Source organism: Collinsella sp. AM13-34 (assembly GCF_003473055.1).
GTDB lineage: Bacteria > Actinomycetota > Coriobacteriia > Coriobacteriales > Coriobacteriaceae > Collinsella.
This window is the reverse complement of sequence record NZ_QRLE01000013.1, coordinates 1-25,803: the sequence shown is the minus strand read 5'-3', so window position 1 is coordinate 25,803 and position 25,803 is coordinate 1. Positions and strand designations below refer to the sequence as shown.

Here is a 25,803-nt window from a genome sequence, read left to right as displayed (position 1 = left end):
AGAACGGCTGTTACGGAGAGCTGACCGAGAGGCCGAAGGTGCTCGCCTGCTAAGCGAGTATGCCCCAAAAGGGCATCTGGGGTTCGAATCCCCAGCTCTCCGCCAGTAAGACTTTAAAGAAGGGTTCCGAAAGGGACCCTTTTTTAGTTGAACCACGTTAGCTGGGGATTCGAACCTCAAAAAAGGAGGCATCCTTTCGGACGCCTCCTTTCAGTGGGCTTATTATTCTTGCGCCCTACACCTCGGGCGCCTTGGCGACGGTCTCGCTTTCTGCCGTGAGCGGGCGGTTGTCGATGCGACGGCCCAAGCGATCAAGCTTCACAAGGAGCCATTCAATGGGATTCGGCCCCGTTCCTTCCTCGTCGGCGACCAGGTCCATAACGGCGATCTTGGTGCCGTCCTGCTTAAGCGTAACGCTGCCCACCTTATCGCCAACATGCACCGTGCCCGAAAGGTCATCGTAGTTAACCTTTTCGGTCACTTCGCCGGCGAGTGAGAACACCGTTGCCTGTGCGGCAGGGTCGGCGAGCGTGGCGTCGATCGTCTTGTCCGTCCAATCTGTCTGGCTAATGCGTGCCATGAGCGGGTTACCGTTGGCGGTCTTCTCCTGCGTGTTGGCGATTGCGACCGTGACCTTGTGGCCGTAGTACCAGTTGGCAAGGGTGGCGGTATCGGTAAAGCGCTGGTCGGTGGTGGTGGAGTTCAAAATTACGGTGTAGATCTCGTCGCCGTCGCGGTTGTAGGCGCTCGTAAAGCAATAGCCCGCGTCGTCGGTGGTGCCGGTCTTGCCGCCAATGTTTCCGTCCTGACCGAGCAAAACGTTGTGCGTGTCCATGGAATGCGAATGGTCTGAGCCATCGGCGCCCGTGACCTCAATCCAAGAATCCTCGCTCGCGACGACTTCACGAATCGTGTCGTTTTTCATGGCTTCCCGCATCATCAGTGCCACGTCATGTGCGGTTGAGTGCATGTCGCCGGCCCACTCATCAAAGTCCAGACCGTGTGGGTTCTCAAAGACCGTGCCGGTGCAGCCGAGCTTTTTGGCGCGCTCGTTCATAGCCTTCACAAAGGTTGCCTCGGCGTCTTTGGTCTTGGGGTCGATCTTTTTGCCCACGTACTCGGCAAGCACGATGGCGGCGTCGTTGCCCGAGGGGATCATCAGGCCGCGTAGTGCCTGCTCCACGGTGAGCTTGTCGCCTTCGAGCAGGCCGGCGGTCGAGTTGCCTACGGTGGCGGCAGCGTTGCTCACCGTGACCTTCTCGTCCATCTTGCAGTTTTCGACGGTCAGGATTGCGGTCATGACCTTGGTGATCGAGGCAATCTTTACCTGCTCATCGGCGCCGCGTCCATAGTAGACGGTGCCGTCCTTGCCCATAACAAGGGCATTAGTTGCCTCGATATCGGGCAGGTTTTCTGCCGTGATGCCGCGGACGTCGGCGGTCTTGCCGCAGACGTCGTCGGTCGTGAGCACTTGGGCGCCGGCAACAGCGGGCGCGCCGGCAACAAGGGCGATGGCGCAGGCAAAGCCAGCGGCAAGCCGGGCTGAGCGCTTTGCAAAAGAGGTGAGGGACTTCACAGATTTCGCTTTCGACGGGATGGTCTCTTCTGGCACTAGAGTATATCGTTTGCCGGCGACGACGATCGTTGCGAGCGCGCATGGCCCGCATTCGTGCTCGAACGGGCGCAAGGATGCTTAAGGTCGACTTAATCGCCCACGCTTGTTGTGTGTGGCGGGCGCCGCCTCGGGCATAATGGAGCGCGAGAGGAGCACGCATGAACGAGCGCATACTGGTAGTTGATGACGAGAAGGCCATCGCCGACCTGGTTGGTATCTACCTTACAAAGGAGGGCTTTGACGTCCAGATCGCCTACAGCGGGGCCGATGCGGCCAAGGCAATTCTGGAACAAGAGTTTGACCTGGCGCTGCTCGATGTCATGCTGCCTGATATCGACGGCTTTGAACTGCTGCGCACGATTCGTGCCAGCCATACCTATCCCGTAATTATGTTGACGGCTCGCGATGCCCAGCAGGATAAGATCGAAGGCCTTTCGCTTGGCGCGGACGATTACGTGGTCAAGCCGTTCCGCCCGCTGGAGCTCATCGCGCGCGTTCATGCTCAGTTGCGTCGCTACACCAGCTACGGTAGCCGCGCGCAGGCGACCGAGTTGCCGACCCTCCAGCTCGACGGCCTCGAGATCAACCGTGACGCTCGCTCCGTGACGGTGGACGGTGCGCCGGTGCGCCTCACGCCCATCGAGTATTCCATCTTGCTGTATCTGGCCGAGCATCGCGGCAGCGTAGTGCCCGTGGAGGACCTGTTCCGCGCGGTGTGGAACGAGGACTTTATGCCCGGCTCCAACAATACGGTGATGGTGCACATTCGTCACCTGCGCGAAAAGATTGGTGACGACGCTCAGAAGCCGCGTTTTATCAAAAACGTCTGGGGCGTCGGCTACATCATCGAATAACGCTTTTCGCTTGTGAGGATATTGATATGACAAAAGACGATAGGCAGGCGTTCGAGGTGCCCGATCGGCTCTTTGAATACGTGAGGGCGGTCGTCGATAATCGCGCGCTCGCGACGGTGCTGCTCTTTTTGCTGAGTCTGCTGCTAATCGGCATTGATAACATCGCCGGTATCTTGGCGGTGCTACTCATCGGCTTCTTGCTGATCGATCGCTTTGAAATCGTGCGTCGTTGCGTGGTAATCGGCGGTGCCGCGTGGGTCATGACGCTGGCGATTGGCACCGTGGCACTCGGTGGCATTAAGGGACCGGTGCTGTTCGATGCCGGCTTTGTATTCAACATGCTTGGCTTTGTCCTGGCGCTTGCCGTGTGCGTCTTGTTCTTTTGCGGCCGTGCTCTGTACTACCAGGGCTATGAGCAGGGTGAGCAGCATTCCGACCGCGTGCTTGCGGCCCGTATCCAGGACCGCCTGATCGATCATCCTGACGCCTGGGACAACATCGACGGAGACTTCCTGGAGGTCGAGGGTGCGCTCAACCGCGCGCGCGATCGCGAGCGTAAGGTGCAGCAAGCCCTACGCGACGAGTCGCATCGCAAGGACGACTTGGTCACATACTTGGCGCATGACTTGCGCACGCCGCTTGCCAGCGTGGTGGGCTACCTCTCGCTGTTGCAGGAGGCGCCCGACCTGCCGGTTGAGCAGCGCGCGCACTTTACGGGCGTGGCGCTCGACAAGGCGCACCGACTCGACGCGCTTATTGAGGAGTTCTTTGATATCACGCGCTTTGACTTCCACGATATTGTGCTCACGCGCGGCTACGTCGACCTGGGATTGCTGCTGGCGCAGGTGGTCGATGAGTTCTATCCCATTCTCAACGAGCAGCACAAAGATGTCCAAGTTGATGTGCGTGAGGACCTGACGGTGCTCGTGGATGGCGACAAGATGGCTCGCGTGTTCAACAACATCATGAAAAACGCCATCGCCTATAGCTACGAAGGATCGACCATCACGATTGAGGCTGGGCGCCAAGATGACGGCGGCGTGCGAATTCGCTTTATCAATCAGGGTGATCCGATTCCGGCGGCTAAGCTCAAGGTGATTTTTGAGAAGTTCTATCGCTTGGACGCGGCACGTGCGACCAATCGCGGCGGTGCTGGGCTGGGTCTGGCCATCGCCAAGGAGATTGTATGCGCGCACGGCGGTACCATCGCGTGCGAATCGACGCCCGAGCATACCGTCTTTACCATCGAGCTGCCCGCTGCGTAGCGTAGGTGCCCTTACAAACACCTGACAATGCGCTCACGTGCGTATGAGCTGCGATTTCTACTATCGATACTGCTGAATTGAAATCGATATGGAGGTATGCGGTATGACGGCTGCTGCGGCGATGGAGCCTACGGAGCTTGAGGGACTCATGGAGGCGCAAGCCGAGGCCGCGCACGAGCGCGAAGTTGGGGATGCGACTCACCCCACGGCGCAGGACCTTGCCGCCTCGCCGACGCGCATCGATGTTGAGGGCCTTGACCTGTTTTACGGCGACCATCATGCGCTCAAGGACGTGAACATCAAAATTCGCGACAAGCAGATCACTTCGTTCATCGGGCCTTCGGGCTGCGGAAAGTCCACGTTGCTGCGCTGCTTTAACCGCATGAACGACGGCATCAAGGATTGCCGCATCGAGGGCAAGATTGCGCTCGATGGTCAAGATATCCTGGGCGATTGCGACATCTGCCGTTTGCGCCAGCGCGTGGGCATGGTGTTCCAACGCCCCAACCCATTTCCCATGAGCATCTACGACAACGTCGCCTACGGTCCTCGCGGTATGGGTGTGCGCGACCGCGCCGTGCTCGATGAGCTGGTCGAGGACTCCCTTCGTCGCGCTGCGCTATGGGATGAGGTCAAGGACAAGCTCAAGGAGTCGGGCCTGGGTCTTTCGGGCGGTCAGCAGCAACGCCTGTGCATCGCCCGCGCACTTGCCGTGCAGCCCGACATTCTGCTGATGGACGAGCCGACCTCGGCGCTCGACCCTGTGTCGACGCTCGTGGTGGAGCAGCTTGCCTGCGCGCTCAAGGAGACTTGCACGCTGGTGGTTGTGACGCACAACATGCAGCAGGCCGCGCGTATTTCCGATTCGGTCGCATTCTTTTTGCTGGGTGAGCTGGTGGAGCACGCGCCTGCCGCGCAACTCTTCAAGAATCCGTCCGATCCGCGTACGGCGGATTATTTGACGGGGCGTTTTGGCTGATACCATCTAGTAAAGGTGCCTTTAGGGTTAAGATGCGGTCATATCGGCCGCAAAGGGGTTCAACATGATCTATTACGTCGAGGACGATGACAACATCAGGGATTTGACAGTCTACGCGCTGCGCAAGCAGGGAATCGAGGCCGAGGGCTTTTCGTGCGATGGCGAGTTTAAAGCTGCCGTGGCGCGACGGGTGCCCGATGCTGTGCTGCTCGATATCATGCTGCCCGACACCGATGGCTTGGCGATTATGCGTCGCCTGCGTGCCGATCGCCTGACGGCGACGGTGCCCATCATGATGCTTACCGCCAAGGACACCGAACTCGACAAGGTGATGGCGCTCGATGGCGGTGCCGACGATTACCTGACTAAGCCGTTTTCGCTCATGGAGCTTGCGAGCCGCTGCCGCGCACTGCTGCGTCGCGGCGGCATGGTCAAGCAGGCGAGCGATGTGCTCAGCGTGGGCGACATCGTGCTTTCGCCCAGCCATCGCGAGGTGACCGTTGCCGGCGAGCCGCTTAAGCTCACCCTGCGCGAGTTCGACCTGCTCGAGTACCTCATGCGCAAGCCCGGCGTGGTCTTTACCCGCGAGTCGTTGCTGCAGAGCGTGTGGGGCTGGGACTTCGACGGCGGTTCGCGCACCGTTGACGTGCACGTGCAGACGCTTCGCCAAAAACTGGGCGAGCATGCCAGCGCCATCGAGACCGTGCGCGGCGTGGGTTATCGCCTGGCCGAGCCTTCTGCCGGTGATGGTGCCGAAGGCGACGACACCGCGGCCACCGCATCGGAGGGGTAACCCGTGGTCTTCGCCCCCCAGGGAAAACATACGCTGTCGCACCGCGTTTTTGTGACGATCTTTGTCTGCGCCATGGCGGTTATCGTGGCGTTTACGGTGCTGGGTGCGTTCTTTGTGCAAAACACTTTGGCGGATGCCACGAGTGCCAATCTGGCGCAGGAAACTGAGCTCATTGCTGCCGCCCTCGACGAGCAGCAGGAGCCCATCCCGTTCTTGCGTAGCCTCGATCGCGAGGACTTGCGCATCACGCTGATTAACAAGGATGGATCGGTCGCCTACGACAACGAGGCGTCGCCTTCCACACTGCCCAACCATGGCGATCGCCCCGAGGTCATCGAGGCCTTTGAGAGTGGTTCGGGTTCCGCGGAGCGCGCAAGCTCTACACTCGACGAGATTATGCTGTATCGCGCCGTCACCCTTGATAACGGCCAGGTCGTCCGCTTGGCGCAGGCCCAGCCTGGCGTTGCGGCGATTTTGCTGTCGATGCTGGCGCCGATGCTGCTTATCGCAGCAGCGGGTGCGGTACTCTCGTTTTTTATGGCGCGCCGTGAGTCCCGTGCCATCATCGCGCCGTTGCAAGAGGTGGATTTGGACCACCCACGCCGTAGCTATGAGCACGCCTATGCCGAGATGGTCCCCATGCTTGAGCGTATCGAGTCGCAGCGCCAGGAACTCAAGCGCCAAATGGCGGTGCTAGCGGACAGCGACCGTATGCGCCGCGAGTTCACGGCGAATATCACCCATGAGCTCAAGACGCCGCTTACGGCGATTTCGGGCTATGCCGAGCTCATCGCAAATGGCATGGTCGAGGGCGAGGACGACCTGCGCAACTTTGGCGGTCGCATCTATCGTGAGGCGGGCCGCTTGGCAGCGCTTGTCAACGACATCCTTACGCTGTCTAACTTGGACGAGGCCGAACGTGCAACTGAAGGCGAGGCAGTGCCCATTGGGTCCACGGAGCCTATTGAGCTCTCGCGTGCGATCTACGCGGTTGAGCAGCGTCTTGAACAGGTTGCCCGTCAGGCGAATGTGACGATAAGTCATGAGACCAAGCCTGTGGTCATCGAAGGCGTGTCGCGCTTGGTCGACGAGCTCATCTATAATCTGGCAAGCAACGCCATCCGCTACAATCGGCCCGGCGGTACGGTTACGCTGCAGTGCGGCACCAACGACGAAGGCCATCCGTTCCTCGCTGTCGCCGACACGGGAATCGGTATCGCGCCTGAAGAACAGGGCAAGGTATTTGAGCGGTTCTATCGCGTGGACAAGAGTAGGTCCAAGGCACGCGGCGGAACCGGCCTGGGGCTTGCCATTGTCAAGCATGCGGCCCTGTATCATCACGCCACGCTCGATCTGTCGAGCGAGTTGGGCGTGGGAACCACCATTACGGTGACGTTTCCCATACAGCAGGACGAACCATTCGCATAGCGATACAACATAGATATTGATGTAGACGCCGCATTTGACTTTCGGGTGCGGCGTTGTTGTGCAATTTTACGATTGCTTCCGACATTTTTACAGGAGAGCCTGTTTCTTATGTATAGAGTTTGGTCTCGGTAAAAAGATGCGATAACATACGGACAGTTTTGTCAATCCGAACTGGGGAAATGAAAGGCAAGCTGCATGACCCTTCTCGAACTGTTCCAGCTGCTCAAAAAGCACCTCAAGCTGGTCATCACCCTTCCGGTGGTCTGCGCGATCGCCATGGGCATCGTGTCCTTCGTTGCGATGGACAACACCTACACCGCGACGACGAGCATGTACATTCTCGCCAAGACCGACGATAGCGGTCAGATGAGCTACAACGATCTCTCGGCGAGCCAGATGCTTTCCAACGATATCGCCACGCTGCTGGATAGCGATAGCGTTAAGAGCGGTGCAGCCAATGAATTGGGCCTCACCGATCTGGATGACTACAAGGTGTCTGTTTCCTCCGAGACCACCACGCGTGTCATTACGCTTTCGGTTACCGGCACCGATGCCAAGGAGACGGCTAAGGTCGCAAAGGCCATGGCCAGCTCGGTGAGTACGGTCGCTCAGAACGTCGGCGCTGCCCAGAGCATCAACGTTATCGACGAGGCTAAGACCCCCGAAGCCCCCAGCGGCCCCAAGCGCACGCTGTATATTGCCGTCGCGTTCCTCGCCGGTATCTTTATCGCAGTTGCCTATGTCGTTTTGGCAGACATGCTCAATACCCGCATCCGCGGTGCCGAAGAGGCAGAAGAGCTCCTGGGTATTCCCGTTGTTGGCCGAATTCCGGCTATGAAAGGTGGTAAATAGGCATGGCTAAGGCAAAGAACACCGATAAGCTCGTTGTACAGAATGCCGCCAAGACCCTTCTGGCCAACATCCGCTTTGCGAGCGTGGATGACCCCATTCGCACCATCACCGTTACCTCCTCGATTCCCAACGAGGGCAAGTCTACGGTTTCCATTAACCTTGCTCAGGCAATCGCCACGAGCGGCAAGTCCGTGCTCCTGGTCGAGGCCGATATGCGCCGCAGGTCCCTTTCCGATATGCTCGGCGTTCGTTCGCGCGGCGGACTCTATGCGGTCCTTTCCGAGCAGATCTCCATTGACCAGGCAATTGTCGAGACGGGTCAGAAGAACTTCTACTTCCTCGATGCCGAGCCGCACATTCCCAATCCTGCCGACATCATCGTCTCCCATCGCTTTGCCAAGCTGGTAAAGGCACTGTCCGCCAAGTTCCAGTACGTCATCTTCGATGCTCCTCCGGTCGGCACCTTCATCGATGCTGCTGAGATTGCCAGCTTGACCGACGGCGCGCTGTTCGTGGTGCGCGAGGACTTTACCAAGCGCGAAGAGGCGCTCAACGCTATCGCCCAGCTTAAGAAGTCCGAGAAGGTCAAACTCATCGGTACCGTCATGAATTACTGTGAGACCGAGACCAGCGAGTACTACTATTCTTACTACACCAAGGACGGTAAGAAGGTTAAGAAGGGCTCCGACGATCAGGGCACTTCCAAAAAGGGCATCTTCACCAACCGAGCAAACGTTTAGTTGATTAAGGCTGACCTATGCGTGACATTCATTGCCATATCTTGCCGGGTGTAGACGACGGCGCCGCCGATCTCGAAGAGAGCTTGGCGATGCTCGAGGCTGCCAAGCGGGCCGGTGTAACCAGAATCGTTTGCACTCCTCACTGCCGTGATCCCTATTTTGATTACGACAAGATGTGGGATGCCTTTGAGCTGCTGCGCGATAACGCTGACGGTTTTCCGCTCCAGATGGGCTTCGAGGTCAATCATCGAAAGCTCGTTGAGCTTGGTATCGATGCCGCGGATCACTTGCATTTCGATGGGACCAACGAGTTTCTGCTCGAGCTTTCGACGCATGCCGATGCGTATGCGTTTAGAGAGTACGAGAACACGATTTACGATTTGCAGTGCCGTGGCTACCAGGTGATCATCGCTCATCCTGAGCGCTATCGTGCGGTTCAAAAGGATGTAAGCGTGGCGGAGCGCCTGGTCGATATGGGCTGCAAGCTGCAGGCTTCGGCGGACTTTATTGCCGGCGGTCGCTTTGGTCGCGAGAAAAAGCCGGCACAGCGCCTGTTCGATCAGAACCTGTACAGCTTCATCGCGAGCGATGCCCATAACGTGGGTCATTACGACTGCCTGGCGAAGGCTCGCGCGAAGTTTAGCGTGCGCGGAGCTCATTTTCGCTAAAATCTGTCCCTAACGTTCGCATTGAATGAAAGGGCAGCCATGGATATCCAACTTAAGACGGGATGCTTTGATGACGCGGCGTTGGTGCGCCGCGTCGTTTTTATGGACGAGCAGGGCTACGAGAACGAGTTTGACGCTATCGACGAGGATCCGAACTGCATTCATGTGACGCTCTATGTAGACGGCGAGCTTGCCGGTTGCTCGCGCGTGTTTCCCGAAGAGCTTGAGCGCGCAGCTGACGCAGAGGCTCCGATGTCGCCGGCGTGCGACTTGGACGAAGGCGTCGCGGCGGGGGAGACCTACATTATGGGGCGCGTGGCCGTGCTGCCGAGCATGCGCCGTCGCGGTTTGGCGAGCAAGATTGTCGAGGCCAGTGATACGTGCGCGCGTGATGCCGGCGCCAAGCTCATTAAGCTGCACGCGCAGGAATACGTGCTACCACTCTATGCCAAGGCGGGTTACACGCAGATTGCCCCGGTGGACTACGAAGACGAGGGCCAGCCCCATGTTTGGATGGCCAAGCGCGTAGATGGCAGATAGGGACGTTCCTTTCCTGCCGGCAGTCGGGGACACTCCTTGGCAATTGGCGCATCAGAGCGTTTGGACATACAGTTTTTCGATTCCGTATGTATATATGCGCGCTAATGGGTTATAAAATCTAAGTCTGAACATAGCAGGTCTGCAATGCGGCTCGGGCAACCGGGCCGTTTTTGCGGACGGGGGTAGCGCGAAAGGACTGCACATGCGTCAATTTAAGACCGAGAGCAAAAAACTGCTCGACCTCATGATCAACTCCATCTACACCAATAAGGAAATCTTCCTGCGCGAGCTTATCTCCAACGCGAGCGATGCCGTCGACAAGCTCAACTTTAAGAGCCTGCAGGATCCGAGTGTCAAGCTCGACCAGGGCGACCTGGCTATTCGCGTCTCTTTTGATAAAGACGCCCGCACCATTACCATCTCGGATAACGGCATTGGCATGACCGCCGAGGAGCTCGAGCGCAATCTGGGCACCATCGCCCATTCCGGCTCCGAGGAGTTTAAGACCGAGAACGCCGAGCAACAGGGCTCCGATGTCGACATCATCGGCCAGTTTGGCGTGGGCTTCTACTCTGCCTTTATGGTTGCCAGCCACGTAAAGGTTGTCAGCCGCGCCTATGGCGAGGACACCGCTCACGTGTGGGAGTCTGATGGTCTTGAGGGTTACACCATCGAAGACGGCGAGCGCGCCGAGCACGGCACCGATGTCATCCTGACGCTGCGCGAGAACGAGAAGCTCGACGCCGACGGCGAGGCCGAGACCTACGATCGCTTCCTGACCGAGTGGGGCCTCAAGAGCCTGATTCAGCAGTACAGCAACTATGTGCGCTACCCGATTCAGATGATGGTGAGCAAGAGCCGCCAGAAACCCAAGCCCGAGGACGCCGGCGACGACTACAAGCCCGAGTACGAGGACTACCAGGAGCTCGAGACCATCAACTCCATGACGCCGATCTGGAAAAAGCGCAGCTCCGACGTTGAGCAGAAGGATTACAACGAGTTCTACAAGTCCACGTTCCACGACTTTGACGATCCCGCGCGCACTATCAGCTTCCATGCCGAGGGTACGCTTGAGTACGATGCGCTGCTGTTTGTGCCGGGTCGCGCCCCGTTCGATCTGTACAGCAAGGACTACGAGAAGGGCCTGGCGCTCTACAGCTCCAACGTTCTGATTATGGAGAAGTGCGACGACCTGCTGCCCGACTACTACAACTTTGTGCGCGGTGTCGTGGACTCTGCCGACGTGACGCTCAACATCTCGCGTGAGACGCTGCAACAGAACCGTCAGCTCAAGGCCATTGCCAAGCGTGTCGAGAAGAAGATCACTGCCGATCTTGAGGACATGCGCGACAACGACCGCGAGGCATACGAGAAGTTCTTTGAGAACTTTGGTCGCGGTCTGAAGTACGGCATCTACTCGAGCTACGGCATGAAGGCCGACGAGCTCGCCGACCTGCTGCTGTTCTGGTCTGCCAAGGAGCAGAAGATGATCACCCTGGCCGAGTATGCCAAGGGCATGCCCGAGGATCAGAAGGCCATCTACTACGCCGCCGGCGACTCGCGTGAGCGCTTGGCCAAGATGCCCGTGGTAAAGGGCGTGCTCGAGCGCGGCTATGACGTGCTGTTGCTGACGCAGGATGTGGATGAGTTCACGTTCCAGGCTATGCGTGAGTACGTGGCCGCCGATATGCCCAAGATCTACGAGGACGACGCCGCCCGCGAGGCTGCCGAAAAGGCCGTTGCCGACGGTGCCGAGCCCGAGGTCGAGGATCGTCACCTGGAGCTCAAGAACGTTGCGACTGGCGATCTTGATCTGGCGACCGAGGACGAGAAGAAGGAGGCCGAGGACGCCACCAAGGAAAACGAGGACCTCTTTAGCGCTATGAAGGAGGCGCTCGGTGACAAGGTCGAGAAAGTTGCCATCTCCGCGCGCCTGACCGATGCCCCCGCTTGCATCACCACCGAGGGTCCGCTTTCGCTCGAGATGGAGAAGGTGCTCCAGAAGGGGCCCGAGGGCGCGCCCGACGGCATGCCCAAGAGCCAGCGCGTGCTCGAGCTCAACGCCAAGCACCCGGTCTTTGACAAGCTTGTCGCTGCCCAGAAGGCAGGCGACGCCGATAAGATCAAGCAGTACTCCGGCTTGCTCTACGATCAGGCCCTGCTGGTCGAGGGCATCCTCCCCGAGGACCCCGTTGCCTTCGCAGCAGCTGTCTGCGAGCTTATGTAATTGGGTAGTTACGCGGTTCTACGAACCGCGTAACTACTCGACGCTGCCCTTCGTTCCGCCGTTCTAACGAACCTATTGGTTCCGCCGTTCTAACGAACGACGGACCGGTCGACGCTGCAAACGCCCCTAAGCGGCAATCTGACGTTCAATCGTCGGTCGCGTACCAAAGTACGCTTCCCTCCTCTTTCACGTCACCTTGCTCGCTCAGGGGCGTTTTCGCTGACTTATGCTCAACCTGCGACGCTTTCGTGGCCCTAAGTAGTCATCGGGGACGTTCTTGTTTGACTAGTCATTTAAGAACGTTCCCAATGACTATTCGGATTGCTAATTTGTGCGGGTTGTGGTTTTGCGACCTGCTGAAATTTGAGATACTGTACAACTGTACGTTAACTAATCTTCGTAGTATATTGCTACCCGCAAAACTCAATACCATTGTGCTTCGAGACGCTAAAGCGCCTACGTACAATGGTTGTTGATAGTACGATTTGATTCAACGACAGGATGGATGGTCCAAGCGTGAGTCTCGGCAGCAAACTATCCAACGCAAAGGTCTCCTTTGCGATATTTAAGCGCGACATTAAGCGACTGCTTATGAACCCCGTCGCCCTGGTGGTTACCTTGGGCGTGTGCGTCATTCCCTCGCTGTATGCCTGGTACAACATCGTTGCCAACTGGGATCCGTACGGAAATACCCAGGGCATTAAAATCGCCATCGCCAACAACGATCAGGGCACCCAGAACGACCTAGTGGGCGAGCTCAATGCGGGCGATAAGGTGGTCGACCAGCTCAAGGAAAACGATCGGCTGGGCTGGACCTTCGTCGACTCGGCTGCCGATGCCAAAGAGGGCGTCGAGAGCGGGGAATACTACGCGGCGATTGTAATCCCCAAGAACTTCTCCGACAATCTCGTCTCGATGCTCGATGGCAATTACCATCAGCCTAAGCTGACCTATTACGTCAACGAGAAAAAGAGCGCCATTGCGCCCAAGGTTACCGATACCGGTGCCAACACCATCGAGGAGCAGATCAACTCGGAGTTTGTCTCCACGGTGGGCGAGACCGTAGCGGGCATCGCCAAGGATGCCGGCATCGATTTAAAGGACAAGGCAACCCAGACTCAGGACTCGCTGACAAGTTCGGTGTCCGAGGCATCCGACACCTTGGGTGAGGTGCGCGATTCGATTGGCGATATGAATGCCGCCATCGATAAGACGAGTGGCGCTATCGCCTCGGCTGATGCGGCGCTTGCCGGCTTGCAAGGTCAGGCACCGTCGCTGACGCAGGCAATCTCCCAGGGCAACGACCTGCTGGGCGAGGCTCGCGCCACGGCGGGCAACTCTATCACCTCGCTCTCCAAGGCACTCTCGGAAGGTAGCCTTGCACTCACCAAGACGTCAGCCTCCGCGAACGCTGCGATTGGCAAGCTAACGGGTACGGTCACATCTACGACCACCCGCATCGACAACTCGCTCGAGTCTCTCCAGGCGACGATCGATCACAATAAGGCCGTTATCGGGCACTTGGAGATTCTCGTTAATGACACGTCGACAGGTTCCGAGGAAATTGACGCGCGCATTGTATCGACCATCGATTCGCTTCGCGAGCAAAACCAGAAGCTGCAGAGCATCAAGGATGGCCTTTCTGCACAGTCGAGCGCCATGGCAAACGACGCTACGGCAATCTCGAACGCGAGCAACGCACTCAACGCGGCAATTCAGACCGGTACGGCTAGCCTCGGTCAGGCTCAGACCGATCTGGGTCAGAACGCACTTCCGAAGGCTTCGAGCGCGCTTGACTCCTTTGCCGCCGTTTCGGGCGATTTGACCGGCATTGTGTCGGGTATGACCCCCACGATAGCGAGCGCGCGCGGCACGCTGGCGCAGCTCGACGCCACGCTCAAGCAGGCAAAGACCACGCTGTCCCAAACCGACGCCTCCCTTGCCAAGGTTCAGGACAAGCTCGCGACCGCCGCCAATGACATTGCGGCGCTGCAGACCTCTGAGTCTATGGGCGAGTTAGCCGACCTCATGGACGTCGACGTCAATGACGTGGCAGATTTCATGGCATCTCCGGTTGAGCTGACGTCCAAGTCAATCTATCCGGTCAAGAGCTTTGGCTCGGGCATCGCGCCCTTCTACACCAATCTGGCGCTGTGGGTAGGCGGCTATGTGCTCATCGCTATCTATAAACTCGAGGTCGACCGCGAGGGCATCGGTAGCTTTACGGCGCGTCAGGGCTACTTTGGCCGCTGGCTGCTGCTGGTGATCCTGGGCGCGTTCCAGGCCATTATCGTTACGGTGGGCGACCTGGTCATTGGCGTTCAGTGCGTCAATCCGCTGCTCTTTGTACTGGGCGGCATCGCTATTTCGTTCACCTACGTCAACATCATCTATGCGCTGTCCACCACGTTTAAGCATATCGGTAAAGCCATTGGCGTCATCCTCGTCATTGTGCAGATCCCCGGCTCGTCGGGCATGTATCCCATCGAGATGATGCCCGGCTTCTTCCAATGGCTGCATCCGCTGCTGCCCTTCACTTATGGCATCAACCTGCTGCGCGAGACCGTCGGTGGCATGTATTCGTTCAACTACCTGTTCAACCTGTGCATCCTGGGCGTGTTCCTTGCCATCGCGCTCTTTATCGGTCTGCAGCTGCGCCCGTTGCTGCTCAACCTCAATCTGCTCTTTGATAAGCAGCTTTCCACGACGGGCCTAATGATCTGCGAGTCCAACGACCTACCGCGCCAGCGCTATTCGCTGCGCACGGCCATGCGCGTCATGCTCGATTCGGATTCGTACCGTCGCGAGCTGCTCGATCATGCCGTGGCGTTTGAGCATCGCTACCCGTACTACATCAAGGGCGGTTTTGCCGCCGTGGTAGGCGTGCAGGTTCTGCTCTTTGTGCTTTCGACGGTGCTCGATATCGACAATAACGGCAAGATCATCCTGCTCGTTATCTGGATCATTTCGGTTATCGCCATCTGCGGCTGGCTCATCAACATCGAATACATCCGTGCGAGCCTCAATACCCAGATGCGTATCTCGGCGCTTTCGGACGAGGACCTTCGCCGCGAGATGCGCGAGCACACGGCTGCCATCCCTGCCGCCCGTCGCATGTTTGGTCTCAACGCCAGCGAGCGTGGCGCCAAGGGAGGCGAACAGCCTACGAGCCGTCTGTCGCATATCGGTGCGCATCGTAAGGCTCAAGATGCCGACGGCGCTGACAACGTAAACGGAAACGACGGGGACACCACCTCGCTTGGCAAGCACTCTAAAGGAGGTGAGGCATAAATGAAAAACATCCTGCACCTGTTTAAGCGCGATGTCCAAAACGTGTCTCGCTCCGTGATCGGCATAGTCGTCGTGATGGGCCTGATCATCGTGCCATGTCTCTATGCATGGTTTAACATCGCCGGAAGCTGGGATCCCTACGGCAATACCGGCAACCTTAAGATTGCAGTGGTCAACACCGATGAGGGTTACGAGAGCGATCTGATTCCCGTCGAGGTCAACGTGGGCGAAAACGTAACCGCCACCCTGCGCGGCAACGAGAACTTCGACTGGGTCGTCCTCAACGACCGCGATAAGGCGATTGAGGGCGTTAAGTCGGGCGCGTACTACGCTGCCGTCGTTATCCCTAAAACGTTTAGCGCCGACATGATGACGCTTTTCTCGACCGAGGTGAAGCACGCCGATATCGAGTTCTATGAGAACCAGAAGGCCAACGCCATCGCACAGATCGTGACTGAAAAGGGTTCGAGCGCCGTCCAGAGTCAGGTCAACGAGACCTTTACCAAGACCATCACGACCATCGGCCTTAAGACCGTGTCCAGCCTGCTCGACTATATGAGTACCGACCAGGTGAGCAACTTTATCGCCAATCTGTCCTCGACGCTGGGCGATTCGGTCGAGGACCTGCAGGACGTTCAGGCGAGTGCGACGTCGCTCGCGGGCATTTTGAGCTCCACGTCCGATTCACTGACATCGGCGGGCGGCATGCTCAAGCAGACGGGCACCGTTGATGAGTCGACGAAGCAGCTGATGGAGCACGCCAAGAGCGGCATCAATGATTCCAAGGAAGCGCTCAAGGCCGCCAACGATGCCGTTGACGCGGCGATTGACGGAAGCGCGGGCTCGTTCGACAACGTGTCCGCCGAGCTTGCGAAGGCATTCGATGCCGCGAATCAGCATGTTTACCTTACGGTGTCTCAGCTCAACGAAGCCGCAGCGGCGCTCAATACGCGTGCTGACGATATCGATGCGATGGCCGATCAGCTCCGCAACCTTGCCGACCAGGTGAGTGACGACAAGTTCAAAGACGATCTCAAGTCCGTTGCTACGTCGCTGGGCAGAATTGCCGTGGAGTACCGCAACAATGCGAAGGACCTGACGGCGACCGCAAAGTCCCTTTCGGACGGCATGGCGGAGGTCAACAACTCGCGTGCCGAGGTCGACCAGGCCATCGCCGATGCCAAGGCGGGTATCTCGGGAGCCAAGTCCGACTACGATTCCACGTTCTCGGTTAAGGCCAAGGAGCTTAAGAAGACCATCTCGGGCGTTCTGGATTCCCTGAACGGTATCTCGGGTGACTTGGATAGCGCCGTGAGCGGTCTGACCGACGCCTCTGGCTCGCTCGCAAAGGGTCTGTCCAAAGCCGCAAAGCTCGTCAACAAGGCTTCTGACCAACTGGGTGAGGCGTCGGACAAGATTAGCGCTTTCAAGGACGAGCTCGACGGTGCTCTTATGTCGGACGATCTGGCCACGATCAAGACGATGATCGGCAACGATCCCGAGGGTCTGGCCGTGTCGCTTTCTGGCCCCGTTGCGCTCGATCGCAAGCCGGTCTATCCGATCCGCAACTACGGTTCGGCCATGGCGCCGTTCTACACGATTTTGTCGCTGTGGGTGGGCTCGATTGTTCTGGCGGCCATGATGAAGGTCTCGGTTGACGATGAGCTTATCAACGAGCTCATCCCCGTACGCCTGCACGAGATCTATCTGGGCCGTTACCTGTTCTTTGGCGGTTTGGCCCTGCTGCAGGCAACGCTCGTGTGCGCGGGCGACATTCTGTTCTTTGGCATTCAGTGCGACAACCCGCTGCAGTTTGTGCTGGCGGGCTGGGTCGCGAGTCTCGTGTTCTCCAATATCGTCTACACGCTCACGGTTTCGTTTGGCGATATCGGCAAGGCGCTCGCTGTCGTGCTGTTGGTCATGCAGGTCGGCGGTTCAGGCGGTACGTTCCCCATCGAGATGACCGGCCCCGTGTTCCAGGCGATCTACCCGTTCCTGCCGTTCACTCACGGCATCAACGCCATGCATGCCGCCATGGCTGGCGCCTACCATATGGAGTACTGGGTTGAACTTGGCATTCTGGCGAGCTATCTGATTCCGTCGCTGGCACTGGGCGTCGTCTTCCGCCGCCCGGTCATCAAAGCCAACGACTGGATTATCGAAAAGCTGGAGTCAACAAAGCTTATTTAGTTACGCGGTTTTACCAAACCGCGTAACGGCTCGACGCTGCAAACGTCCCTAAGCGGCAATCTGACGTTCAATTTCAAGGGCGCGACCAGAAGGTCAGCGCCCTTCCATTTCACGTCACCTTGCTCGCTTAGGGGCGTTTTCGCTGACGTTGCCGGAACATCGAGGTTTTCTGTACCGACGCTTTAGCGTAGTGAATTGCGTGGGTTACTTGGTTGTTGCTACAGTAGCGGGGCGTACCGGGGGTCCGGTGCGCCCCGTTTTTATTTGACCATGAGGCGGCATGCGGTCACGCGCGTGCGGACACCACGCCCAGATTGAGCGCGAGGATGTTCCATGGCCCAATACGCTGCCAACGAAATCGAAAACATGCCCGATAGCCCTGTGGCCCGTGAGGATTTGGGCGCGGGTGGTATTCCCCGGGGTGCCGGCGCACGCTCGCCGTTGTTCTGGAAAGTTCTACTGCTTTCGGTGGCGATTATCTGGGGCTACTCCTTTACCACTATGAAGGACGCACTCGACACCATTCCGGTGTTCGAGCTGGTCTACGTTCGCTTTCTCCCGGCTTCGCTGGTTATGTTCGCCATCTTCCGCAAACGCATCATCGCACACTTTAATGCTCGCAACCTTATCGTCGGGCTTGGTATGGGCGCACTTATGTGGGGCGCGTACGGTTTGCAGACGATTGGCCTGGCGCAGACCACGGCGGGCAAGAGTGCTTTTTTGACGGGTACCTATTGCATCCTCGTGCCGTTTGCGAGCTATGTCCTGAGCGGAGAAAGGCTTACCCGTTACAACTTGGGCGCTGCATTGCTGTGCCTGGCGGGCATTGGCCTGGTGGCACTCGATAGCGTCGAGTTCAATGCTGGAGATGCCATCACGCTGGGCGGCGCGGTCTTCTTTGCTATCCAGATGGCGGTGACCGCCAAGTATGGCCGCAAGATGGATATCAACGTCATCACGTTTTGGATGTTTGTGGGCAATGGCGTTTTGAGCTTAATCACGTCGCTACTATTCGAGACTCAGGCGCCTCTGTCCGTGTGGACGCCGAGTTTTATCGGCGTGATGGTCTTCCTCTCGGTGGGCTGCACGTGCGTGGCACTGCTCGTCCAAAACGTCGGTCTGGCGCACGTCCCGGCCTCGACGGGCTCGTTGCTTCTTTCGATGGAGTCGCCCTCGGGTGTGCTGTTCTCGGTGTTGTTGATGGGGGAGGCGCTCACCTCGCGCCTGCTTGCCGGCTTTGCGCTCATCTTTTTGTCGATTATCTTGAGCGAGACGCATTTCGATTTCTTGCGCCGAAAATCTCGCCCGCAATTGTAAACAACTTGTTGCGCCGCCCTCCCAGGGCGGCGTTTTTTATGTCATGCCCTTACAGTTGTGCCTTGCACTTTACGCTGTCAAAGTGCGTGCTGCAAAAACGTTACTGGAGGGCATCTATGGCACCAGCTCTGTCCGATCTTCAACCGCAACCAGCGCCGCAGGCTACCACGGCGGCGCAGACCGCTATCGGCGATGGCCTAGTCAAAGAAGCCCAGGCATTTGCCGGTGAGCTTGCCGCATGGCGACACGATCTACACCAGATGCCCGAGCTGGGTAATAGCCTCCCACAGACCTCTGCGTATATCCAAGCGCGCTTGACCGAGATGGACATCCCGTTTGCCACGCTCGTCGATGGTTCCTGCGTTGTGGGCCTTGTCGGCGCCGGTGCCGCCGCGGCCCAGGGCAATGGCGTCTGCACGGACGAACAAGCCGGTACGGTTATCATGCTTCGCGGCGACATGGATGCCCTGCCCGTTGCCGAGGAATCGGGCGAGCCCTTTGCATCCACCAACGGCTGCATGCACGCTTGTGGCCACGATATGCATGCGACGGCGCTGCTCGGCGCGGCCCGTTTGCTCAAGGCCCGCGAGGCCGAGCTTGTCGACGCCAATGCCACCGTCAAACTGCTGTTCCAGCCGGGTGAGGAGACCTTTGAGGGGGCACGCGCTGCCATCGCCGATGGCTTGCTGCAGAACCCGCGCCCCCAGGCTGCCTTTGCCATGCACGTCAACAGCCAATCGCCGCTCGGCCTGGTGCTCTATGGGAGCCCGGCGCTTTCGGGCGTGTACGGTTTCCGCATCACGCTGCAGGGCAAGGGCGGCCATGGCTCGAGCCCCGAGATCTGCATCGACCCCATCACGGCCGGCGTCCATGTGCACCTGGCGCTCCAGGAGCTTATCTCCCGCGAGGTGCCAGCGGCCAAGGAAGTCGCACTTACCGTTGGTAAGTTCGCTGGCGGCTTGGCGGCCAACGTCATCCCCGACACCTGTGTGCTCGAGGGGACGCTGCGCGGCTTCGATGTCGAGCTCATGACTCATCTCAAGGAGCGTATCGCGGAGGTCGTCAACGGCGTTGCCGCAACATATCGTACGCCGGCAGCCATCGAGACGCTTTCGGACGTTCCGCCGCTCGTGCTCGACAGCGATATGACCCAGGCCTCGCTTGGTTACGTGGGCGCGGTGCTGCCCAAGGCTGCCTTCCTGCCGCTATTCCACGCCATGGCGAGCGAGGACTTCGCGCTTATCTCGAGCGAGATTCCGAGTGCGTACTTTACCGTGGGCGCGGCCGTGACCGATACGGACGAGCATTTTGCCCAGCATCATCCCAAGGCGCGCTTTAACGATGCCGAGCTTCCTCTCGGCGCCGCGGCTTATGCCGCCGTCGCTCTCGGATACATTGCGGACCACAAGGAGTAATCCATGTCCCAGCAAAGTAAATATTTCCCCGGCTGGCTCGTGGTGGCCTCCGGCTTTGTCATCATGGCCACGTGCTACACCATTTTCGTTAACTGCATGACTATTCCTTCCGCACCAAGCCTTCCGAGATTGGCCTGAAGCCGCTCGGCGAGAACCCGAGCGACCCGTCCGTCTCGACGGCCGGCGATAAGGACGAGCACACGGCTCCTGAGGTTAACGTTGGCTGGTCTCGCATCAAGAAGAGCCCGGCGTTTTGGCTGCTTGTCGTCGCCTTCCTCTTTATGGGGCTTTTCAATGGCGCCATCCTGCCCAACCAAGTTACGAACATGACGAGCGTTACCGTCAACGGCGCCAAGATCGTCACGGGTGGCCACGACCCCATGTGGGCCGGTACGGTGCTTTCTGCCTGCATGGTCACGGTCGTTATCGCCAAGATTTCGCTCGGTGTCATCTACGACCGCTTTGGCCTGCGCTTTGGCAACGTGCTGGGTTCCGTTGCGTGTATTGTCGCCTGTGTGGCGCTGTGCTTCCCGACGACGGACCTTAGTCCTATTGTGGCCGCTGCGAGCTTTGGTATCGGAACGTGCATGGGTACCATCACGCCTACCATTGCCGCGTCCAAGCAGTTTGGCATGGCCGATCTCGGCAAGGTCACGGGCACCATTACCTCGCTCGAGATGGTCGGCGGCACCGTGGGCGCCATTGTCTCGGGCGTGCTGTTCGATGCCACGGGCTCCTTTGCGAGCACCTGGATCGTGTGCCTGGCGTGCTCCGTGGTCATGCTCGTGTTCCTGCTGGCATCCGAGCCCATCGCCGCCAAGCTGCGCGCAAGCGTGACGGGGGAGTAGCGGGTCGCCGCCTATTCCTGTTTGCCTGTTCTGCCCGTGGCTGCCCTGGAAGCCGAATGGATGCTCGTACCGTCATTCGGTTTCCAGGGCAGCCACGGGCCTACGAAATGATCTCTTTTCCTCCGTCCCCAAGGGATCACGTAATCCGAAGGGGACGGAGGAAAAGGGATCACAAACCGCGGCGGCGTGTCTGGCCGAACGAGTCCCCATACCCTCGTTCGGTCAGACACGCCGCCGCGTTGCTGCTTTGTGCCGTATAATGTCCACTACCTATGACGCGATACAAAAGAAAGGTGTTTGCCCATGCAGGCACAGAAGGCGGAGGGAACCCGCGACCTTATCGGCGCTGAGATGCGCGCCTGGCAAAAGATGCAGCAGATTGCTGCCGGCGTGTTCGAGCCGTTTGGCTTTAAGCCCATCGAGACGCCCGCCATCGAGCAGGTGGACGTGTTTGTCCACGGCATCGGCCAGTCGACCGACGTCGTGCGCAAGGAGATGTTCCGCGTGTTTAGCGGCGCCAACCTGGAGCGCGTCTTTACCGAGGGCACCGATACCAAGCTCAAGCCCAAGCAGCGCCTGGCGCTTCGTCCCGAGGGCACGGCTGGCGTGGTGCGCGCCGTCGTGGAGAACAACTTGGTGCCCCAGGGCTCCACGCCGTTTAAGGCTTACTACGCCGAGGCCATGTTCCGTGGCGAGCGTCCCCAGAAGGGCCGCTTGCGCCAGTTCCATCAGGTGGGCATCGAGTGGCTCGGCGCTCCCGATCCGGCGGCAGACGCCGAGTGCATCATTATGCTCATGGAGTTTTACAAGCGCCTGGGCTTCGATCTGTCCAAGCTCCGTCTGCTCATTAACTCGATGGGCGATGCCCAATGCCGTCCGGCCTATCGCGAGCAGGTTAAGCAGTTCATTCTCGACCACGCCGATGAGATGTGCGACGAGTGCCGCGAGCGCGCCGAGCTTAACCCGCTGCGCGCCTTCGACTGCAAGAACGACCACTGCCGCGAGATCATGGCCGACGCCCCGCTGATGGGCGACAACCTGTGCGATGAGTGCCGCGAGCACTACGAGCAGGTCAAGCGCTATCTGGACGTCGCCGGTATCGAGTACGTCGAGGATCCCACCCTGGTGCGCGGCCTGGACTACTACACCCGTACCGTCTTTGAGGTCGAGGCCCCTGGCGCCGGCGTCGGCTCCATCGGTGGCGGCGGTCGCTATGACGGCTTGGTCGAGCTCGAGGGCGGCAAGCCCACGGCCGGCGTTGGCTTCGCCGTCGGTTTTGAGCGCGCCCTGCTGGCCCTGCAGGCCTTTGGCAGTGACCTGGGTGCCGAGGAGGCCCCGTGCGTCTACGTCGCCAATGCCGGCAAGGAGCTGCGTCAGAACGTCTTTGCCATTACGCAGCAGCTTCGCGCCGCAGGGATTGTGACCGAGGCCGACTATCAGGGCCGTTCGCTCAAGGCCCAGTTTAAGCAGGCCGATAAGGTGGGCGCCAAGCTCATCCTGGTCCTGGGCGGCGACGAGCTTGCTGCCGGCAAGGTCAAGGTGCGCGACATGGAGAGCCATGACGAGGCCCTCGTCGATCTGGCCAACGTCGTCGAGGCGGTTCGCGAGCGCCTGTAGCGCATCTTTTTGAGCTGCGGGCCTGCTAACGTGCCCTGCTCATGGAGAGCGATTGTTACGGGGGTGTTTCGCTTTTATGCGGAATGCCCCCGTTTACGTATGCCGCCCACCGAGAAATACGACCATTTAGGGCAAAAACCCTTGCAATGCAGAAAAAACTTTTGTGTGGTAAAGCGCAATCAGCGCCGAAAGTTTTTGCCGAGTGCCTATAATGAATACCGCATGTTACGTGCATAGAAGGAGGAATGGGAGGAAACGTGGCTGAGAACCTAAGCAACCAGTCTGTACCCGAAGCCGCGGCGCGCGTCGCTGCCGTGGTCAACCGCCTCGTTAACCGAATCGGCTCGAATGCCGAATCCAAGGAGCGTCTCGCCGAGATCGAGATCCCCGAGGAGCTGCGCGACAATCTGGCGCTGTTCTTGCGCCTGGAGCGCCGTGTGCTTAGCGAGTATGATCCCGAGATCGCGGACCTGTTCGACAAGATTTTGACAGCCGAGATTGTGGCCAACGCCGGAAACCCCGGCACCCGTGCTGCCGACGAGTCCGTCGACGAGCAGGGCGTGCCCACTGCCGACGAGCCCACCGCCGTGGCGTTTCGCGAGGTCGTTGATCTGATCGACAGCCTGCCGCTCGATAAGCAGCAGGTCATCGTTCGCGCCTTTACGAGCTTCTTCCACCTGGCAAACCTGTCGGAGGAGAACTACCGCGTGGCGCAGCTGCGCGAGCGCGAGGCCGGTGCGTCGACCGATACCGAGGTCGATCCCGCCAACGAACTCACCGTCGCCTATCACCAGTTGGTAAACGAGATGGGTGTCGAGGGCGCCAACGAGCTGCTCGACAAGCTGGAGTTCCACCCTGTCTTTACCGCACATCCCACCGAGGCCCGTCGTAAGGCCGTCGAGGGCAAGATTCGCCGTATTTCCAACCTGCTGGAGGAGCGCCCGCGTCTGGGCGAATCCGACCTGGTGGAGAACGAGCGCCATATGCTGCAGGAGATCGACGCCCTGGTGCGTACGAGCCCCATCGCGCTCAAGAAGCCCACGCCGGTCGAGGAAGCCGATACCATCATCGACATCTTCGATAACACGCTGTTCGACGTCATCCCCGTTATCTATCGTCGTTTTGACGACTGGGTGCTGGGCGACAAGGCCGGTACCGTGCCGCCGCTGTGCCCGGCGTTCTTCCATCCCGGCAGCTGGATCGGTTCCGACCGCGACGGTAATCCCAACGTCACCGCCAAGGTGAGCCGCGAGGTCGCCGCCAAGTACTTCACTCACATGGTGCTCAAGCTCGAGGACAAGTGCCGCCGCATCGGCCGCAACCTGACGCTCGAGGCCACCTACAGCAAGCCGTCTGCCGAGCTCATCAACCTGTGGAACCATCAGGTCGAGATGAGCACCCAGTACACGGCCCGCGCCGAGCTGATCTCCGAGCACGAGCCGCATCGCGCCGTCATGCTCGTCATGGCAGACCGTCTGAACGCCACCGTTCGTCGCATCACCGACACCATGTATCACAGCGCAGACGAGTTCCTGGATGACCTGCGTGTCGTTCAGCGCTCCCTGGCCGCCTGCGGTGCCGTTCGTGCTGCCTACGGCCCGGTCCAGACCATCATCTGGCAGGTCGAGTCCTTCGGCTTCCATATGGTCGAGATGGAGTTCCGTCAGCACTCCGTGGTGCACGCCCGCGCCCTCAAGGATATCCACGAGAACGGTATCCACGGCGATCTGCAGCCCATGACGCGCGAGGTCATCGATACCTTCCGCGCCATCGGCTCCATCCAAAAGCGCTACGGCAAGAAGATGGCGCACCGCTACATCATCTCGTTCACCAAGAGCGCCCAGCATGTGGCCGACGTCTTTGAGCTTGCCCACCTGTCCTTTGCACACGAGGAGGATGTCCCCGAGCTCGACGTGATCCCGCTGTTCGAGCAGCTCGAGGACCTCGAGGGCTGCGTCGACGTGCTCGACCAGATGCTTACGCTGCCCGTGGTGCAAAAGCGCCTTGCCCAGACCAACCGCCGCATGGAGGTCATGCTGGGCTATTCCGACTCCTCCAAGGATGCCGGTCCTACCACGGCCATGCTCGCGCTGCACTCCGCGCAGGAGCGCATTGCCAAGTGGGCCGAGAAGAACGATATCGACCTGGTGCTCATGCACGGTCGCGGCGGTGCCGTGGGCCGTGGTGGCGGCCCGGCCAACAAGGCCGTGCTGGCGCAGCCCAAGGGTTCGGTCAACTGCTTCTTTAAGCTCACCGAGCAGGGCGAGGTCATTTTTGCCCGTTACGGTAACCGCACGCTGGCTCAGCGCCATGTTGAGTCCGTTGCCGCCGCAACGCTTTTGCAGTCGGCCCCGAGCGTCGAGAAGACCAACACCGAGACCACGCAGAAGTTCTGGGATATGGCGGAGAAGCTCAACGCAGTAAGCCATGAGCGCTATCTGGACCTGCTGAACACCGAGGACTTTACACCGTGGTTCTCGACCGTGACGCCGCTGACCGAGGTCGGTCTGCTGCCGATCGGCTCGCGCCCGGCCAAGCGCGGCCTGGGTGCCAAGTCGCTCGACGACCTGCGCACCATTCCGTGGATCTTCAGCTGGAGCCAGGCACGCATTAACCTGGCCGCTTGGTACGGCCTGGGCACCGCCTGCGAGCAGCTGGGCGATCTTGACCAGCTCAAGGCTGCCTACCAGGAGTGGCCATTCTTCCGCACCTTTATCGACAACATCGAGATGTCGATCGCCAAGACCGACCAGCGCATCGCCAAGATGTATCTGCACCTGGGCGATCGCCAGGATCTGTCCGAGAAGGTCTTCACCGAGATGCAGCTCACCCGTAAGTGGGTCCTTGCCATCGTCGGTGACGAGTGGCCGCTGCAGCGCCGCCGCGTGCTCGGCTGCGCCGTTCGCGTGCGCAATCCCTACGTCGACGCCCTGTCCATCGCCCAAGTCCGCGCCCTTCGCGAGGTGCGCATGAACCAGGACGAGATGGCCGAGGAGAAGAAGGCCGAGTACATGAGCCTGATTCTTTCGACTGTGACCGGCGTCTCGGCAGGATTGCAAAACACGGGGTAATCGATAGCCCTGTGGCTCTCACCGGGGCCCGCCGTATGCCTGCTTTCCGGCGCGTCCTCGGACATGCAAGAAGCCCTCGCTGCGCACTTCGTG

18 protein-coding genes and 1 tRNA gene are annotated in these 25,803 nt (G+C 59.3%); 18 read left to right on the top strand and 1 reads right to left on the bottom strand.

Features of this window, described 5'->3' with window-relative positions; translation table 11 throughout:
• Window positions 1–14: 14 nt before the first annotated feature.
• A tRNA-Ser gene (locus DW151_RS06640) sits at window positions 15–105 on the top strand.
• 130 nt (window positions 106–235) lie between these two features.
• Here DW151_RS06640 and DW151_RS06635 read toward each other — a convergent pair.
• Window positions 236–1,576 (bottom strand): D-alanyl-D-alanine carboxypeptidase family protein, encoded by a 1,341-nt coding sequence (locus DW151_RS06635; protein WP_118335022.1) that lies wholly within the window; start codon window positions 1,574–1,576, stop codon window positions 236–238.
• Window positions 1,577–1,773: 197 nt separating this feature from the next.
• On the opposite strand from DW151_RS06635, the gene DW151_RS06630 reads away from it, so the two are divergent.
• From DW151_RS06630 to DW151_RS06550, 17 genes are all read left to right on the top strand, one after another.
• Window positions 1,774–2,469 (top strand): response regulator transcription factor, encoded by a 696-nt coding sequence (locus DW151_RS06630; protein WP_118335020.1) that lies wholly within the window; start codon window positions 1,774–1,776, stop codon window positions 2,467–2,469.
• Between the two features lie 26 nt (window positions 2,470–2,495).
• Entirely contained in the window at window positions 2,496–3,734 is a 1,239-nt protein-coding gene (locus tag DW151_RS06625) for a sensor histidine kinase KdpD (protein WP_118335018.1), read from the top strand.
• Between the two features lie 103 nt (window positions 3,735–3,837).
• Window positions 3,838–4,713, top strand: a complete 876-nt coding sequence (gene pstB, locus DW151_RS06620; RefSeq protein ID WP_199579912.1) for a phosphate ABC transporter ATP-binding protein PstB — start codon at window positions 3,838–3,840, stop codon at window positions 4,711–4,713.
• 64 nt (window positions 4,714–4,777) lie between these two features.
• Complete coding sequence (locus DW151_RS06615; RefSeq protein ID WP_118288829.1) at window positions 4,778–5,506, top strand: response regulator transcription factor; 729 nt, start codon at window positions 4,778–4,780, stop codon at window positions 5,504–5,506.
• Window positions 5,507–5,509: 3 nt separating this feature from the next.
• Window positions 5,510–6,934: a cell wall metabolism sensor histidine kinase WalK gene (locus DW151_RS06610; protein ID WP_118335016.1), complete on the top strand. Its 1,425-nt coding sequence runs from the start codon at window positions 5,510–5,512 to the stop codon at window positions 6,932–6,934.
• A gap of 195 nt (window positions 6,935–7,129) precedes the next feature.
• Window positions 7,130–7,786 carry a YveK family protein gene (locus tag DW151_RS06605; protein WP_118288828.1) on the top strand — a complete coding sequence of 219 codons (657 nt, stop codon included), beginning with the start codon at window positions 7,130–7,132 and terminating at the stop codon, window positions 7,784–7,786.
• 2 nt (window positions 7,787–7,788) lie between these two features.
• The gene (locus DW151_RS06600) at window positions 7,789–8,526 is read left to right on the top strand and encodes a CpsD/CapB family tyrosine-protein kinase (protein WP_055250501.1); all 738 of its coding nucleotides are present in this window, start codon (window positions 7,789–7,791) and stop codon (window positions 8,524–8,526) included.
• Between the two features lie 17 nt (window positions 8,527–8,543).
• Complete coding sequence (locus tag DW151_RS06595) at window positions 8,544–9,194, top strand: tyrosine-protein phosphatase (protein ID WP_055250497.1); 651 nt, start codon at window positions 8,544–8,546, stop codon at window positions 9,192–9,194.
• A 39-nt stretch (window positions 9,195–9,233) separates the two neighbouring features.
• Complete coding sequence (locus DW151_RS06590; protein ID WP_118335014.1) at window positions 9,234–9,734, top strand: GNAT family N-acetyltransferase; 501 nt, start codon at window positions 9,234–9,236, stop codon at window positions 9,732–9,734.
• Between the two features lie 202 nt (window positions 9,735–9,936).
• On the top strand, window positions 9,937–11,961 hold the full coding sequence (gene htpG, locus DW151_RS06585) for a molecular chaperone HtpG (RefSeq protein WP_118335012.1): 2,025 nt from the start codon (window positions 9,937–9,939) through the stop codon (window positions 11,959–11,961).
• Between the two features lie 516 nt (window positions 11,962–12,477).
• Window positions 12,478–15,252 carry a YhgE/Pip domain-containing protein gene (locus DW151_RS06580; RefSeq protein ID WP_233543363.1) on the top strand — a complete coding sequence of 925 codons (2,775 nt, stop codon included), beginning with the start codon at window positions 12,478–12,480 and terminating at the stop codon, window positions 15,250–15,252.
• Complete coding sequence (locus tag DW151_RS06575) at window positions 15,253–17,442, top strand: YhgE/Pip domain-containing protein (protein ID WP_118335008.1); 2,190 nt, start codon at window positions 15,253–15,255, stop codon at window positions 17,440–17,442.
• 333 nt (window positions 17,443–17,775) lie between these two features.
• Window positions 17,776–18,759 carry a DMT family transporter gene (locus DW151_RS06570; RefSeq protein WP_118335006.1) on the top strand — a complete coding sequence of 328 codons (984 nt, stop codon included), beginning with the start codon at window positions 17,776–17,778 and terminating at the stop codon, window positions 18,757–18,759.
• A 116-nt stretch (window positions 18,760–18,875) separates the two neighbouring features.
• Window positions 18,876–20,174 (top strand): M20 family metallopeptidase, encoded by a 1,299-nt coding sequence (locus tag DW151_RS06565; protein ID WP_118335005.1) that lies wholly within the window; start codon window positions 18,876–18,878, stop codon window positions 20,172–20,174.
• 92 nt (window positions 20,175–20,266) lie between these two features.
• Window positions 20,267–21,022, top strand: coding sequence for an MFS transporter (locus DW151_RS06560; RefSeq protein WP_118335003.1), 756 nt, complete (start codon window positions 20,267–20,269; stop codon window positions 21,020–21,022).
• Between the two features lie 303 nt (window positions 21,023–21,325).
• Window positions 21,326–22,639 carry a histidine--tRNA ligase gene (gene hisS, locus DW151_RS06555; protein WP_118335002.1) on the top strand — a complete coding sequence of 438 codons (1,314 nt, stop codon included), beginning with the start codon at window positions 21,326–21,328 and terminating at the stop codon, window positions 22,637–22,639.
• Window positions 22,640–22,896: 257 nt separating this feature from the next.
• Window positions 22,897–25,710, top strand: a complete 2,814-nt coding sequence (locus tag DW151_RS06550; protein ID WP_370448023.1) for a phosphoenolpyruvate carboxylase — start codon at window positions 22,897–22,899, stop codon at window positions 25,708–25,710.
• The last annotated feature ends 93 nt before the right edge of the window (window positions 25,711–25,803 follow it).

Excerpts from the sequence above, each read along its gene's own strand:
- DW151_RS06630 (WP_118335020.1), top strand. The coding sequence starts at position 1,774 with ATGAACGAGCGCATACTGGTAGTTGATGACGAGAAGGCCATCGCCGAC.
- DW151_RS06625 (WP_118335018.1), top strand. The coding sequence starts at position 2,496 with ATGACAAAAGACGATAGGCAGGCGTTCGAGGTGCCCGATCGGCTCTTT.
- pstB (WP_199579912.1), top strand. The coding sequence starts at position 3,838 with ATGACGGCTGCTGCGGCGATGGAGCCTACGGAGCTTGAGGGACTCATG.
- DW151_RS06615 (WP_118288829.1), top strand. The coding sequence starts at position 4,778 with ATGATCTATTACGTCGAGGACGATGACAACATCAGGGATTTGACAGTC.
- DW151_RS06605 (WP_118288828.1), top strand. The coding sequence starts at position 7,130 with ATGACCCTTCTCGAACTGTTCCAGCTGCTCAAAAAGCACCTCAAGCTG.
- DW151_RS06600 (WP_055250501.1), top strand. The coding sequence starts at position 7,789 with ATGGCTAAGGCAAAGAACACCGATAAGCTCGTTGTACAGAATGCCGCC.
- DW151_RS06595 (WP_055250497.1), top strand. The coding sequence starts at position 8,544 with ATGCGTGACATTCATTGCCATATCTTGCCGGGTGTAGACGACGGCGCC.
- DW151_RS06590 (WP_118335014.1), top strand. The coding sequence starts at position 9,234 with ATGGATATCCAACTTAAGACGGGATGCTTTGATGACGCGGCGTTGGTG.
- htpG (WP_118335012.1), top strand. The coding sequence starts at position 9,937 with ATGCGTCAATTTAAGACCGAGAGCAAAAAACTGCTCGACCTCATGATC.
- DW151_RS06575 (WP_118335008.1), top strand. The coding sequence starts at position 15,253 with ATGAAAAACATCCTGCACCTGTTTAAGCGCGATGTCCAAAACGTGTCT.
- DW151_RS06570 (WP_118335006.1), top strand. The coding sequence starts at position 17,776 with ATGGCCCAATACGCTGCCAACGAAATCGAAAACATGCCCGATAGCCCT.
- DW151_RS06565 (WP_118335005.1), top strand. The coding sequence starts at position 18,876 with ATGGCACCAGCTCTGTCCGATCTTCAACCGCAACCAGCGCCGCAGGCT.
- hisS (WP_118335002.1), top strand. The coding sequence starts at position 21,326 with ATGCAGGCACAGAAGGCGGAGGGAACCCGCGACCTTATCGGCGCTGAG.